Here is a 14852-nt window from a genome sequence, read left to right as displayed (position 1 = left end):
ACGCCAAAACCTCCCCTCCCCTTACTAAGGGGAGGGGATTAAGGGGAGGGGTCAAATCAACGTCGCATAAAGGTTTGAACGTGATTGTTGACACGTATGATGAGCTAGCCTTATAACCTCTGCTCATACCAAGTTGCATTCATACAGGTAATCTTCTTTTTTCTTCCTATGCGCCAAGGGCGCACGCTGCGCTAAAGCGCTCTTTGCACGGCAGTTGCTACAACGGGGGGAACCCCCCGATAGCGCAGCGTGCCCGTAGGGCATAGCTTTGATCGGAGGAAACCTCCGCTCAAACAACTCTTGGCAACGCACTGCCTCGTCTTTGCGGTTCGTTTCTGAAATTATTTCTTTGAACGCAACTAGAAACCGTCCTAGCATTTTTTGCTAGCTTCGTATTAGACAGTGCATTAGTTCAGCAAATCATGAGGTGGGATATGGCAGTGTTAAGCGAATCTCCCTGGTATCAGCAAATTTTGAGAGAGGGTGAGCGGTGAGGGATAATGTCGGGTATTGAACTGGATTTGGAACTAAAATTCGGTACTGAGGGATTACAACTGTTGCCAGAAATCTCTCAAATTTCCGATTTAGAGCGCTTAAATACTATTCAGCGAGCAGTTAAGACTGTAGACAGTATAGAGCAATTACGACAACTCATTTGAACTATGGAAACATTCATGAGTCTGACAAATCATAGCGTGGGATATGTCAATGTTAGAGAAATCTTTCTTTTATCAGCAAATTTTGAGAGAAGGGGAGCAACGAGGAGAAGCACGAGGAATATTATCAGGTATTGAACTGGGATTAGAGTTAAAATTCGCTAGCGAGGGACTGCAATTAATGCCAAAAATCTCTCAAATTTCTGATTTAGAGCGATTAAAGGCAATTCAGCAAGCAATTAAAACTGTCAATACTGTGGATGAATTAAAGCAAATTATCTAAGCTTATCTTCCTCACCAGCCAAAGCAGCAAAATGCTGCACAGCTCGCACTAAATCATCTGGCGTGCCAATATCAAGGTAAGTACCATCGGGAAATGCTTCTGCTTCCACATGAAAACCTTTATTAATCGCAGCTTGAATCACATCGCCAATGGGTATTTCTGGTAGCTGCGATAGGTTACTATTCGTCTTAAGAGTTGTAAGATACTCGTGCAGAAACTGTGTAAAAGCAGGTGTCCAAACTGCAATACCCCACATATAATGCAAATCTGACTGGCGAGGTTTTTCAATTATCAGCCGTACTCTACCTTGATCGTCAAAGTCAACCATACCTGCTTTTTGAGGTTTATCAGTCGGGAATAATCCTAAGACGACATCGGCGTTGCTAACCTCAAGGCGTGTCAGTATTCTTACATAAGCATCTTCAGGCTGAAACAAAATATCAGGAAAACCCAAGGCTACAACAGCATCTTGGACAAAAGGATAAGCCTGATCTAACGTGAAAGGCACACCATAAGACAAGCCCATAATCAGATAGCCCAAACTCATGGAAAGCATCGTGCCATCACCAAAATATGCTGGTATGTCCCACTTTCCCGAACGAAGTATAAAATATGCCTTATCAATGCCTGCTAGTTGCATTTTTTCAAGCAGATATTGAGAAACAACCTTCGGACGCCAGTTAGATTTAACACCAAAATCCTGAAAGCCAATTGGATACAATTCTTTGCTAATTGGTAAGGGAGAAATTCGCGTTGCTTGTCCACCAGCAGGTAACAATCCAATAATTTGGCGATCGCTCATAAGTCAATAAAAATTAATTGTTAAAAATTGCTAAATAACTGATAACTGATGACTAAAAAAATATCCCCCTTCCTAAAAACTGCATTTGTCAGCAGCCAGAAAAAGGAGGGGGTTAGTATATTCTATACTGTTGTAAATACTACTTGACAGAAACGGCGTCAACATCGATTGTGCTTGTTTTGGAGGCAGAACCCTCTGTAGTAGCAGAGCTACTAGTAGTATCGGTCACTGTAGTGTCAACATTACCTTTACGTGCTTTATAGCCTTCAATCAATAGCCCGGATACCTCAGTAACCAGTAGTGTCAACAGCATGATGTCATCAACTTCTCCTACAATCGGTAAGAAGTCCGGAGCAATATCAATCGGGCTGACAAAATAAACAAGTGTTCCTAAAATTATCCACCAGCGGTACTTAGGGTTACGTAGTAAGTTGCGGTACCAAGTATAAAGTGATTGAATTGAAAATTTCATAGATTTTGACCTCCATTTGCCTTTAATTTTGACAAATTATGACCTACACTTCCTGTGGGAATAACCGCCCTAGTTGGTCTGGAAGATGCGACTCCCAAGTTATTGCACTCATTCCAACCCACCGAATGTGAAACGATTATGATGGTTGTGCTTTAATCTCTAAAATTAAAGTACTTCAGGACATTTGTACTAAAAATGAAAGGAGGGAACCTACAACAGTGGATATCGTAGATTTGTTTAAAAAGGGCGGACCAGCAATGTGGCCGTTGCTTGCTCTCTCGATTTTATCTTTAAGTGTGATTTTTGAGCGTTTGTGGTTCTGGTTAAGAATTTTAAGCCAGGAAAAGGAAATAGTTAATCGTGTTTTGAATGCTGCCCGTGTAGATTGGGTGTCAGCGGCTGATCTGGCAAGACAAGCAACAAAGCAGCCCATCGGGCGATTTCTCTATGCCCCTCTGAGTCTTCCCAAAAGCGATGCAGAAACTTTTCGACTAGCACTGGAAGCAACAGCAGAAGACGAATTGTCTGGAATGCGACGGGGTGAGAAACTCCTAGAAACAGTGATTGCTCTTGCGCCCTTGTTGGGATTATTGGGTACGGTATTAGGGTTAATCCAATCTCTACGTTCTATTCGCATTGGTGATTTAGGAACCGAATCTACCGCTGGAGTCACCACTGGTATTGGTGAATCTTTGATTAGTACTGCATCCGGACTCATCGTTGCTATTGTCAGTCTGGCATTTTACCGCTTATTTCAAGCTATTGTTATTAACCAACTTAAAATTTTCCGCAGGGCAGGGAATGACATGGAGTTGCTGTATCGGCAGTCTCCACCTGATTACACAAAAATCACAACTGAAAATATGTTACCACCAGCGACAATCATACGGGATTCTCCAGATAAGTTGAATTCTCCTCGAAAACGAGGCAAATCCAGGTTTTCTGAAACCCCTGAACTTCCCCCAAATTCTGATGTATCCGAACCAGAAGATAATTAACAAAAAAAGTTCCTAATTCAGGTATAAGAGCAAAACCATGAAAATTAACCTGCAGACTCCAGTAGAAGAAGTTCAAATTCAAATCGTTCCCTTAATAGATGTCGTTTTTTGTATACTGACATTTTTTCTTTTGGCAGCTTTGCAATTCACTCGCCAAGAGGAAATTAGTATTAATTTACCGAAATCAACTACCAGTACACCATCTACTACTGCTAAAGCTAACGTACAAGGTCAACGGCAAATATTAACTTTGACTATTGATGCAATTGGTCAGACTTATCTAGAGAATGATCAAGTCAAACGGGAACAGCTCAAAGAATCTTTTAAGAAATATATCCAACAAACTCCCAACGCTATTTTGGCTTTGAAAGTCAGTCAAACTGCAACATACAATGATGTCATATCAATGATAGATATGTGGCGACAAGTGGGAGGCGATCGCATATCTTTTGTGACGACACCATCTTTTTCTAATCAACCCACAACTTTGCCCCTACCCAACTCTGGTTCTACACCAGGAACACCATCTGTCCCAAACACTTCACCCATTGCTCCCATAAATCCACAAACTAGCCCTAACTTCAATCTTCCCCCAGTATCCAATCCACCTCAAATTAACCAAGGTGTAACCCCAGTTAATCCAGGAACTTCTCCTATATTGCCTAAAGTACCTTCAGCACCTTCCGGGCAAACCAATCCTACTCCTAAGAAGTCATGAAGATATAGAAAAATGAGAGAAACCGGGAATTTGGGAGAGTGAAGGAAAATTCTTCCTCTCTCCTTCCCTTAATAACAAAACCCCTCACAGAGCAATCCGGAGGGGTTATCAAGATGGAGGTATGTATGAGATATCAGTAATGCAAAGGAAAATTGAGTAGGCACATTTTTCAATTGCTACCTAATGAAAACACCCAGTTAGGGTGTAGTGTAAATTTTATAGGTGCATCGTGATTCGACAATTAGTAACCTTATGTACAAGACTACCCAGATTAAACTTGCTTTTGCTCTTCTCAAAGTCTAAGTTCATATTAAGAATTAGCGTGTTGATGTATACAAATAAATGAGAGTGGAAAGAAAAGTGAGATTTAGCTAGGTGTGTAGTGATAAATACTAGAAAATTTTACATTTAGACCTGTCTATCGGGTGGAGAACTTTGTCTTAAATGCCAACACTATGAAATTAGCAACACTAATGAACTTCTCCTTACCCCCTGCTATTGTCCTCCCTTATCGCTAGCAGGGGTTTTTTCTTTCACAAAAGACAACAGTTTGTCAATAACGGCACGCTTGGGCTATCGGGGAATTCAAAATTCACGCATTCGCTGCCTGCGGCACACTGCGCTAACATTCAAAATTGAAGAAGAAGTCAGAAGACAGAATTGGTGAATTCAGCAATCTTATGGATGGGGATTGGTGACCCCAACCAATTGTAGACAACGCCAGACGCCTCAAGTCGGGAAACCCGCCCACGGCGCTGGCTCCCCTGTAGACGGTGGGGATTTGAACCCCAAGACGAGTCCGCCAGTCGCACAGGAGCCATTCTGACCGGAGGCGGAGCGGCTCCGGCTCCGCTCCTGGCTCCTGACTCCTGAGTTCTTTTGTTAAAAACCCCATAACATAAGTTGGGGGCTTGAAATAAGGACGCCAAAACAATTCAAAGTATGCCTACGGCACGCTGCGCTAACGCTCATTCGCTCGTTCAAAATTAAGAACAAGAATCTTTTTTTTGAATTTTGCATTTTGAGAGAAGTTGGAGCGGAGGTTTCCTCCGTATGCGCTTTGCGCACGCCCAAAGGGCTAACGCGCAGCATCTGGTGGGAGCACTTGCGCTCTCCATAATTAGTAGCATTATATACAAACTACTCAGTTTCTAAGGTCTTGTCATTACCTTATACGGAGAGAGACGAAAACAACACTTCAATCGTGTCTGTGACGAATTCTTGCTCACAGCGAATTTCTTCATCGGACCAGACGTGGGGCTTCTACTCGATTAAGCTAAAATTCAAGCTAAAGTTAATTCATTAGTGCTGAGAAACCACTGCGCCTTTGGGAGTTTCCCTCGTAGAGTCCTAGTGGCATTCTTGAGTTCCAAGTTGCTAAAAATTATGGATAATTTGCCAATGGTCGCTCAACCAGATGCTTTGATCGTGAGGTCAGAATTTCAGGATGATTCAAACCCAAAGCAAACAGTAGGAACTGACTTTGACCGTGCTATAATGCGGCGGTGTATAGAACTCGCCCGTCGGGCTTTAGGACGCACTTCTCCAAACCCAATGGTGGGGGCGGTGATTGTCAAAGATGGCGAGATTATTGGGGAAGGGTTTCATCCGCGTGCTGGTGAGCCGCATGCAGAAGTTTTTGCCCTGAAAGCAGCAGGTGAAAACGCTCGTGGAGCAACCATTTACGTTAGCCTGGAACCTTGTAATCACTACGGGCGTACTCCCCCTTGTTCAGAAGCTTTGGTAGCTGCTGGAGTCGCCAAAGTGGTAGTAGGTATGGTTGATCCGAATCCACTTGTTGCTGGTGGTGGGATCGCCCGTCTACGTGCTGCAGGCATAGAAGTGTTGGTAGGAGTGGAAGAACAAGCTTGTAAGAAGCTAAATGAAGGTTTTATTCATCGCATTCTTCATCATCGACCTTTTGGTATTTTAAAATATGCCATGACATTAGATGGCAAAATAGCAACAACGACTGGTCATAGCGCTTGGGTGACAAATAAGGATGCTCGCAGTGAAGTTCATCAATTGCGAGCAGCTTGCGATGCAGTGATTGTGGGTGGAAACACAATCAGACAGGATAATCCTTATTTGACTAGCCATCAGGAAGGAGCACATAATCCCCTGCGGGTGGTGATGAGCCGCAGTCTGGATTTACCTCAAAAAGCTCACGTCTGGCAAACTGCAGAAGCTCCTACTTTGGTTTTCACAGAAAAAGGAGCGAATGCCGATTTTCAGGAACTGTTACAGAAGCTGGGGGTGGAAGTGGTGGAGTTAACACCACTTGCACCAGATAAAGTGATGGCGTACTTATACCAACGGGGATTTTGCAGCGTTTTATGGGAGTGCGGTGGCATTTTAGCTGCTAGTGCGATCGCCTCGGGAGCTGTGCAAAAAGTTTTTGCCTTTATTGCTCCTAAAATCGTTGGTGGTGTTCACGCTCCCACACCTGTAGGTGACTTAGGTTTTACTAACATGACTGAGGCGCTATCCTTGGAACGTGTAGAGATACGAGTCGTTGGTTCTGACTGTTTGGTAGAGGGTTATTTGCCGACTCATAAGTCAAGAATCAATGTTCAATGAACAATTATCAATGAACAATTACCACCAAACTTCAGAATTAATGAACAATGAACAATTATCAAATCGATAATTGACAAGGCAATGGCTCATGAGTCATCACTTATGACTTTTGACTAGTGAGCTTTGACTTTGAAAAATACTAGCGTTCATGGGCAAGATCACGAATCAACGCCAGCCGGGATTGAACGTAGTCACTGAGGAAATCAGTTTCATGACAATCTAGCAAGGCTTGGGTTTTGATTTGTTTGACCAACCACTGTACCAAACTAGCATCATCGAGTTGCAATAACGTCTTAGCTTGTGTAGTTTCCACTACAGACCAAAGCTGACGCATAATCTTAGGAGTCATCAGACCTCCATTAAACATGAGCTTAGCTGTTTTCAGGATACACAATTGTGGTAATGACTTCCGGTCTGAATGTAGAGTCTGACACAAGTGTTATTAAAAACTTCATATATTGAGTTATAAGTTGATAATGATTAAGGATTAGGAATTTAAAACAATACATGAACAAAAATTAATATTGTTCTGCACTGCATGAGTCTTGACTTGTTGCTTGTATTGTTCTCTGTTTCAAGATTTACCCGTAGTTCGGTCTGCTGCCTTTTAATATTTTAGAGACTGTTTGTAAATACTTGTTAAGCACACAATCAACTCTTTTAATTAAGTAGTGTAAACCAAATACGCTGATTGCCCAGTTCGAGAAACTTGCTTTTTTAAACGTTTACTTTTGTTTATAAATAACCTCTGAAAGTAGAGAGATTGTAAGAAAGAATGTAAATTTACATGACAACGCTTTTTCTCTGATTTTTTAAATCAGACAACAAAAAATGCTTGCTTTATAGTCTAAAAGCTCTAGTGGAAGAATAAAAATATAGCGATCGCGTACCCGAAGGGAGCGCTGGCGCAAGAGCGACTCGGAGTGGAGCATCGCTTAAGAAGTTTTTAGAACTTCAGGAAAACCATATTGTCATTTTGTATAAGACAATAAATAAGTTAGTGCGATACCATGCCCATTATTGAAAGTAAAGATGTCGTCAACGGGGAAGAAGTCGTTATCTATATTGAGGTAGACAGTATTCCTTCGACTAGAAGCCCATACGAAAATGTACGGAGTGTTAAAGCAACTGGAGTTATAGCTGCGGCTCGTGATGTTTTTGGGGAAGCAATGCAGCTAACCCGTAGTTGTGCGAAGCGGGTTGTAGAAAGTGTCAAGCACATGGAAAAGGAGACACGACCGGATGAATTAGAGGTTAAGCTTGCTATCAAACTGGATTCAGAAGTTGGTGCAGTTATTGCCAAAGTTAATACAGGGGCGCAACTAGAGGTGACAATGAAGTGGAAGTCAACAGGCGAGTCGTGAACGAAACAACAACGATTCAAATCTTGCCTTATACGCTAATTGTCGGTCAGCAGCAAATCAAGCTGGCTTTGGAACTGGCATACATTGCGCCAAGAATTGGAGGGGTTTTGCTTAGTGGACAACGAGGAACAGGGAAATCTACAGCAGTGCGTGCTTTTGCTCAGATGATGTATGAGCGTTTCCCAGTCACTCTACCTATTAATGCTACAGAAGACCGAGTGGTTGGGGGCTGGCGGATTGATGAATTGATGCAGAGTAAGGCTGTTCCCCAAAAAGGATTGCTGGAAGAAGCAAATGGTGGCTTACTTTATATCGATGAAGTCAATCTGCTGGATGACCACATCGTGAATATTATTCTTGATGTCACCTCCACTGGGGTGCTGGTGGTACAGCGGGAAGGGCAAAGTTTTCAAAAACCTGTTTCCTTTACCTTGGTTGGTACTATGAACCCGGAAGAAGGAGGACTGCGACCACAGTTACTGGATCGGTTTGGTTTGATGGTGAGTGTGGAAGCAGAACAAAATGAAGCTGAACGCACGATGATTTTGCAAACAGTTTTGGAGTTTGATGAAGCGGTATCCCAGTTAAAAGCGGGAGAAACGTCAGCTTACATTAATGAAGCCCTGGAAAAAGATAAGAAACGCAAAGCGTTACTTGAGAAAGCACGGCAGAATTTTTATAACGTTAAGGTACCCGTGAACGTTGCCAGAAACTGCGTTAAGTTAGCAATGGAGTTTAAGGCAGAAGGTAACCGGGGTGACTACATTATTGCATTGGCAGCTCGTGCCTATGCTGCCCTTGTTGATGCAAAACAAGTCACAAACGACCATGTAGCAGAGGTTGCTCGATTGGCACTTCAGCATCGTCGCCCTGAAGTCCTCCAGAGTAACCAAATGCCGTGGAGTGATGAAGATGATCAGCAAGTGATGAAGATGATGAACGGTGACTGATTCGGCAAAATTATCGCAACTGAGTTTGAATGATTTGGTGATGCGATCGCTCGCCTGTGCTGCTATCAGTCCAGGTCTTCGTAGTATTTTGATGTTCGATACGACACCTGATGCTTTGCGGTTGGCAGCCCAAACCACAGCCCAGATGCTGGAAATTGTGACTGGGCATCAAGTTACTTTGGTAACATTGGGAACCTATGAAGCAGAAGATGATTTGTGGGGTAGTTGGGGGTTAGGGGGTGATGACGAGCAACAATTGTTGCAATGGAAACCAGGTTTGCTGTCTCAACATTTCCGTGATATCCCAGACGAATCTCCAAATAAATTCCAACAGCGGATAGTCGTCATTCCAGACTTGACTAAGCTGAGTTTAGCAGCAGCACGAGCTTGTGTGGTACTGATGGGGTCTGATGTAGCGCATTTGGAACGTCATGGGCAGCAAGCGCATTGGCAACCCAATATCTGCTGGATGGCAGGCTGTGCTAGTGGTGAAGTGGGAATGGTTTCTCCTCACCTGCTCGATCGCTTTGCTCTTCGGATAAGTGGACAGGTGACAACAACAGCAGACAGAGCAGAATTTATTCTAGAGTTGCTTGACGAGCGGAGGTTAGAGGCGCACAAGCTGAAACCTTTGTCAACTGAAATTAGCGAGCAACTTATCAAAGCTCTGCAAGTCCATCCCAAAATGACAGCTAAAGCCTTAGCCAGAATTCTTGATTATACATTAGAACTGGAAGTTTATAGTCCCCGTCGAGAGATTGCTCTGGCACGACTGTCTTTAGCAAATGCACGGCTAGTGGGTGCAAAGCAGATGACAACAGAGCACGTTGATGCTGCGGCTGGGATGATTGGTTTGACAATAGGTATCAAACAGAAAGCAAAACGCTCAACTCAGTCCTCGGAACCACAGCCTGAACTCGCCAAACCTACAGAGTCAACATCGACCTCTACATCTTCATCAGAACAACCAGAGTCATCCCCAGAACAAAACCCTGTCTATGAGTCGGATGAACCAGAGGAACTACCCGCTACACCAATAGCATTTAATGCGACTCCTGTCAATCCTTACCCAGAGGATGAAGCACCTGTTGAGCGGGAAGTGTCTTCGCTGCGATCGCCACCTCGTCGATTTCGAGCATCTGCTGCTGCTCGTGGCGCGATTATTGGCGTGGAGAAAGCAACAAGTATGGGGGATTTAGCTTTGGTGAGGACGTTACTGGAAGCAGCAAAGTTTCAGCCGATTCGTCAACAGGCAAAAACTCATGAGCAAGGGCGATTGGTATTATCGCTGACGGACTTGCATAGCTATCGCAGAGCACCTGTAGCTGAGCAAATGCTGATGCTGGTACTTGATCACACCTGTTTATTGGATTGTAACTGGCAGGAGGAGTTGTTACCTTACCTGAACTGGGCGTATGTGGAACGAGCAAGTGTTTGCTTAATTCAGGTAGGAGCAGCACAAGCAAGCCACGAGTTACGAGCTTCTCAGGTGATAGCGCAAAATATTTTGGTACCTAGCATCAGTGCAGGAATTGAGGCAGAATCAGGCAAAGCGACTCCTTTGGCTCATGGTTTGGATTTGGCATTGCAGACTTTACGCCATGCTTTGCAACATGGGCGCAGTAGAGTTCACCGGGCGGTACTGGTGGTGATTAGTGATGGGCGAGGCAATGTGCCTTTAGAAGCCAGTCGCTTGGGTAGGATAACACCGCCTGTGGGACGTAAGGGAGTTGATGATGCTTTGCAAGTAGCAGAACGCATTCGGGGCTTGGATGGAGTGAAGGCGGTTTTGTTGAATCCGCAGCCAAAGCAATATGCGGATCTGCCATTGGAACTGGCTAGAGTATTGGGTGCAACTGTGGTTATGATTCCGCGTCTAGAGCAAGTGGAGGTGGAATGATGGCTGCTAAATCAAAACTTTCACTGACTCAACGTGCAATAACCTCGCCCACAGGTTTGAGTCGAACCAAACAGTTACCTTTTGAGGCAAAAGAAACTACAACAGCGACACTTGCTGTATCGGATTTACCAGAAAATATAGAAGCTGCAACAGAAGAAACAATATTTCCGCCGAATAAACTTTATATTACGATGAAGCTTCCAAAAGAAGTGGCAATTTTACATATTTATCAAAATGGAGCAGATGAATATTCTGTGTGGGGTGGTAATACAGTAACGACGCTAGGGCAAACTCAGCCAAACAAACCGCCTTATCTTTCTTTAGGAAAGTTGGTTCAACAAGGAGAACTTCCTGAAAATATTCAGGATGATATGAGTTATTTTTCTCATGTGAATCTGGAAATTCGTAAGTGGTTAAAGCTTCTTTTGCGGAAGTTTGGTGAGCAGTTATGTCTGGTTATTGCTGACCACACAGATTTTGAAATTCCTTGGGAAATGCTGGAACTATCGCCCTATGAATCGCCAAACGAATATTTGGGTGCTTTGATTACAACAGTGCGTTGGCGACAGGTTATTAGAGGAGATGATTATGTCGTTTTGGAGTTTCAAGCAGATGAATGTTGCGGTAAGGCAGTTGCTTATGTACTTGATACAGAGTTAAAAGGAGTCGGACCAGAACTTGAAATATTAGAACAATTACAGGCAGTTGTCTATCGCAGCAGTCAGCATAATATTAAAGAATTTCAAAAGTATTTACAGCAGAACGATGATGTTTGTGGTTTCGTTTATATTTCTTGTCATGGAGCTTTTAACAATAATTTGAGAGAAATTGCTTTAGGTTCAGAATCAGACCAACAGCAACAGTTAAAATTAATTGCTTTACGCAAGTCTCAACTTCATCTTGTCAAAAATTCTCAGGGGATAGTGTTTCTTAATGCCTGTCATTCTGGGCGCGAGCAAGCTCATTCCTCAATTCCCCACAGTTACCGCATGGGTTTTATAGAGCTTTTCCTAGCAAAAGGAGCACGGGGTGTGATTGGCACTTTGGGTGCAGTGGGAGATTCCCATGCGGCTAAGTTTGCACGCGAACTCATAGAAGAGTCTTTGCGCTTTCCTAACCTTTCTGTTGCTTCACTATTAAGAAAACTTCGGTTAAAGGTAGTGAAAAATTTACCCGATGAACCAACCACCCCCGATCTGTTACCCTTCATATATACATTCATGTATGTCTACTACGGCAATCCGATGACAGTACTCCGGCTGACTCCACCAGAAGCACAAAGGAATGTCTGAGACTCAACATCTACCTCTATCTGTCCAGCCAGTTGTTAGATACCCGCGAGAAGCGCAGGTGGGTAAAACTTACCTGATGACAATTGACCTGCAACCGTCTGGAAATGAGTGGGAATATGAGGAAGAGGAGTATCCTATCTACTGTATGCTGGAAACTTCTCCACTGTTCAGTAACAAGCCTGTGGGTGAACCAGCTGTTGTGATGCACCGTTTTGGCGGAAGTTATGGCGCTGCTAAGTTTTTACTGACAGCAGCACAGGAGGAGATGGAAGGGGAAATTAGGATCACACTCGTGAATGGGTGGGGAGTGCCAATTCGAGTGTTGAGTTTAGATGATGTGAAGATTAGGCAACAAATCAATCGCCCATTGAGAATTATTGAAGAATATCAGCAAGAAACTTTTGTAAGTCAGACAGTAACCTCCGCACAAGAGTTACAGGAAAATGTTTCAGTAGAAGATAATCAGGAAATTGTAGACTCGGACGAAATAAGACAAGAACTGGGAGTTAGTGTTTCTAGTGAAAGCTCTGATGAGCCGTTTAATCAAGAAAATTTCATACAACCGTTGTACGATCTGCCATCCCTGAATCTGGCGATCGCCCGTCTTGTTAACGTTGGTACTGACACTTTCGCCATTTGGGTGGTAAACGCTCCCTATCCCAGTGGCAATGTTCTGCGTGACTGTGTATGGCTTCCACATTTAACTCAAGCATGGGTTGAGTGGCAGCAAATGTTTGCCGGTTATAGCCGGTTGGATATTTCCCCAGGAGCAACCTCCCAACAAGCAAATCCTCTCCCTTTGGATTTTGTTGTACCAGCTTCCAGTCAACCGAGCAGTTATACAGCTCGTCTAATGCAATACTTGGGAATTAGCCTGTGGAGTTGGTTGTTTGACGAACAGATTCTCAATACCTTTGAACGTAGTGGCGGTATCGCTAAGAGTCAGAATACACGTTTGCGTATGCGCCTGGAAATTCGTGACCCAGATCTGATTGTTCTACCTTGGGAAATTATGCAGCGCGAACCTGGGCAATCTGCTATTTCTCTTTCTCAAAATGTGCTGTTTAGTCGTACCGTCAGTGAAGTCGAACCTCTACCGTATTTACAATTAGACCAGACATTAAACATACTGTTAGTTTTCGGTGAAGATCAGACACTTCAGTTAGAACAAGAAGCAGGAATTTTAGAACAAATCCTTTCCAATAGCTCTGTTGTAGCTAACAACTACAGTGAGTACGCACTCTGTATGGTACACACACTTCTGCAACCAACTCCAGAGGAGTTGATTCAACAGCTAGAAACTAAGGCATACAACGTCTTATTTTACACCGGTCACGGTCTGCAAGGACCAGACGGAGGTTTGTTATTTTTGCGACCGGGTATGACCCTCAATGGAATAGAATTAGCCCAAGTATTGACGAGTACAGGTGTGAAACTGGCAGTTTTCAATGCTTGTTGGGGAGCACAACCAGCTGCTGTTAATCACCAGGCTGTGCCTCATAGCAGTTTAGCAGAAGTGCTCATACGCCAAGGTTTACCTGCGGTTTTGGCAATGCGTGATGAAATTGCACTCCATGAAAGCCACACTTTTATTCAAGCTTTTGTTGCTGCTTTGCGCTCGCGCAAGCCAATTGACGAAGCAGTTACTGAAGCAAGGCAACAACTGTTAATAGTTTACAGGTTTAACCAACCCGCTTGGACATTGCCGATTCTTTACTTACATCCAGACTACAATGGAGAACTGATAAAGAATTTTGATGAGGGGATAACAGAACTCCCAGAAATTTCTATTCCTGAGATAACTTCTTTGCTTCCCAATGCTTACTTGCGATCGCTCTCACCAGAAGGCAAAACCCTGCAACTGCGACCAGCAGTCACCCGTATCGGGCGTACGTCAGAGAATGATATTGTGATTCCAGAGCCATCCGTTTCAAGACGCCATGCCGAAATCTTATGTCTACATACTCTCAAAGGTACTACGGTACGAACTTATTACCTGGAAGATTTGTCCACCTATGGTACAACCTGGGTTTTCCGTGCTAATGGTTGGCAACAGATCCACCGCCAAAAAATCCCCCTAGAATCAGGAATGAAGTTAAAGTTTGGTAGTACAAAAAGTCAACCTTGGGAGTTCATTATTGAAGATTCCTGACAAACCAAGTTTCGTTCTCAGTCAACAATCAGTTACCAGTTATCAGTTATCACTGTTTACTGTGTACTGTTCACTGATTTAACCAGTTCCCACTCAGGTATGATGAGCAATCTGCCTCTAAGCTGACAGAATCGCAATATATGGCGTGATAATAAAGCCATGCAAAGGATGAACAGGCATGATTAAATCGTGGATGGTGATTGGGGGAGTCGCTTTTGTAGTAGCGTTGGGTGCTAACATTATTACTCCAGGCGATCGCAAGTGGTTCAAACGTCTGCAACGACCGAGATGGCTCACTTTTGAAGCAGCAATTCCAGTTATTTGGACTATTATATTTATTTGCGCCGCTTGGTCTGCTTATATTGTTTGGGAACAGAACCCAGGAACCACCCCAACTTGGGTACGAATGGGATTGTACCTACTTCTGGAAATTCTGACGATTGCGTATACCCCTGTCATGTTCCGGCTTCGCAGTCTTAAGATAGGTACGATTCTTGGTGGTGCGGGTTTTATTGTAGGCATTATATTAACACTTGCTGTTTTACCTGTTTCGCTTTGGGCAGCACTACTCCTCGTTCCTTACTTGCTTTGGAGTCCAATTGGTACATATACCACCTGGGCAATGATTCGACTTAATCCTCAAGATGCTTGAACCAGTGAACAGTGAACAGTACACAGTGAAGGA

At 43.6% G+C, this 14852-nt stretch carries 13 protein-coding genes and 1 pseudogene; 11 read left to right on the top strand and 3 right to left on the bottom strand.

Going from position 1 to position 14852, the window contains the following annotated elements; all coding sequences use genetic code 11:
- Positions 1-353: 353 nt before the first annotated feature.
- Both DP117_RS28915 and DP117_RS28910 read left to right on the top strand, forming a co-directional pair.
- A pseudogene (locus DP117_RS28915) lies at positions 354-659 on the top strand (transposase); the annotation flags it as partial.
- Positions 660-708: 49 nt separating this feature from the next.
- Positions 709-939 (top strand): hypothetical protein, encoded by a 231-nt coding sequence (locus DP117_RS28910; protein WP_169221650.1) that lies wholly within the window; start codon positions 709-711, stop codon positions 937-939.
- On the opposite strand, the gene DP117_RS28905 is transcribed toward DP117_RS28910, so the two are convergent.
- Together DP117_RS28905 and DP117_RS28900 are read right to left on the bottom strand one after the other, a co-directional pair.
- Entirely contained in the window at positions 932-1741 is an 810-nt protein-coding gene (locus DP117_RS28905; protein ID WP_169221649.1) for a sugar phosphate nucleotidyltransferase, read from the bottom strand. The two genes, DP117_RS28910 and DP117_RS28905, sit on opposite strands and share 8 nt — an antisense overlap.
- A gap of 139 nt (positions 1742-1880) precedes the next feature.
- The gene (locus DP117_RS28900; protein ID WP_169221648.1) at positions 1881-2213 is read right to left on the bottom strand and encodes a YkvA family protein; all 333 of its coding nucleotides are present in this window, start codon (positions 2211-2213) and stop codon (positions 1881-1883) included.
- A gap of 218 nt (positions 2214-2431) precedes the next feature.
- On the opposite strand from DP117_RS28900, the gene DP117_RS28895 reads away from it, so the two are divergent.
- From DP117_RS28895 to ribD, 3 genes are all read left to right on the top strand, one after another.
- Positions 2432-3211: a MotA/TolQ/ExbB proton channel family protein gene (locus tag DP117_RS28895; protein WP_169221647.1), complete on the top strand. Its 780-nt coding sequence runs from the start codon at positions 2432-2434 to the stop codon at positions 3209-3211.
- Positions 3212-3248: 37 nt separating this feature from the next.
- Entirely contained in the window at positions 3249-3929 is a 681-nt protein-coding gene (locus DP117_RS28890) for a biopolymer transporter ExbD (protein ID WP_169221646.1), read from the top strand.
- Positions 3930-5315: 1386 nt separating this feature from the next.
- Positions 5316-6509, top strand: a complete 1194-nt coding sequence (ribD, locus tag DP117_RS28885; RefSeq protein ID WP_169221645.1) for a bifunctional diaminohydroxyphosphoribosylaminopyrimidine deaminase/5-amino-6-(5-phosphoribosylamino)uracil reductase RibD — start codon at positions 5316-5318, stop codon at positions 6507-6509.
- A gap of 139 nt (positions 6510-6648) precedes the next feature.
- On the opposite strand, the gene DP117_RS28880 is transcribed toward ribD, so the two are convergent.
- The gene (locus tag DP117_RS28880) at positions 6649-6858 is read right to left on the bottom strand and encodes a hypothetical protein (RefSeq protein ID WP_169221644.1); all 210 of its coding nucleotides are present in this window, start codon (positions 6856-6858) and stop codon (positions 6649-6651) included.
- A gap of 661 nt (positions 6859-7519) precedes the next feature.
- Between DP117_RS28880 and DP117_RS28875 the strand changes: the two genes are divergently transcribed.
- From DP117_RS28875 to DP117_RS28850, 6 genes are all read left to right on the top strand, one after another.
- Complete coding sequence (locus tag DP117_RS28875) at positions 7520-7873, top strand: CU044_2847 family protein (protein WP_169221643.1); 354 nt, start codon at positions 7520-7522, stop codon at positions 7871-7873.
- Entirely contained in the window at positions 7870-8823 is a 954-nt protein-coding gene (locus tag DP117_RS28870; RefSeq protein ID WP_169221642.1) for an AAA family ATPase, read from the top strand. The genes DP117_RS28875 and DP117_RS28870 overlap by 4 nt, the downstream gene beginning before the upstream one ends.
- Positions 8816-10723, top strand: a complete 1908-nt coding sequence (locus DP117_RS28865) for a hypothetical protein (RefSeq protein ID WP_169221641.1) — start codon at positions 8816-8818, stop codon at positions 10721-10723. The genes DP117_RS28870 and DP117_RS28865 overlap by 8 nt, the downstream gene beginning before the upstream one ends.
- Positions 10720-12015 (top strand): CHAT domain-containing protein, encoded by a 1296-nt coding sequence (locus DP117_RS28860; protein WP_169221640.1) that lies wholly within the window; start codon positions 10720-10722, stop codon positions 12013-12015. The genes DP117_RS28865 and DP117_RS28860 overlap by 4 nt, the downstream gene beginning before the upstream one ends.
- Positions 12016-12589: 574 nt before the next feature.
- Positions 12590-14167 (top strand): CHAT domain-containing protein, encoded by a 1578-nt coding sequence (locus DP117_RS28855; RefSeq protein ID WP_169221652.1) that lies wholly within the window; start codon positions 12590-12592, stop codon positions 14165-14167.
- Between the two features lie 178 nt (positions 14168-14345).
- The gene (locus DP117_RS28850; protein WP_169221639.1) at positions 14346-14819 is read left to right on the top strand and encodes a TspO/MBR family protein; all 474 of its coding nucleotides are present in this window, start codon (positions 14346-14348) and stop codon (positions 14817-14819) included.
- Positions 14820-14852 lie beyond the last annotated feature (33 nt).

It is taken from the genome of Brasilonema sp. UFV-L1 (assembly GCF_012912105.1).
In the GTDB taxonomy this organism is placed as follows: Bacteria; Cyanobacteriota; Cyanobacteriia; order Cyanobacteriales; family Nostocaceae; genus Brasilonema.
Note: the sequence above shows the minus strand (reverse complement) of the source record. Positions and strands in the feature narration are given on the sequence as shown.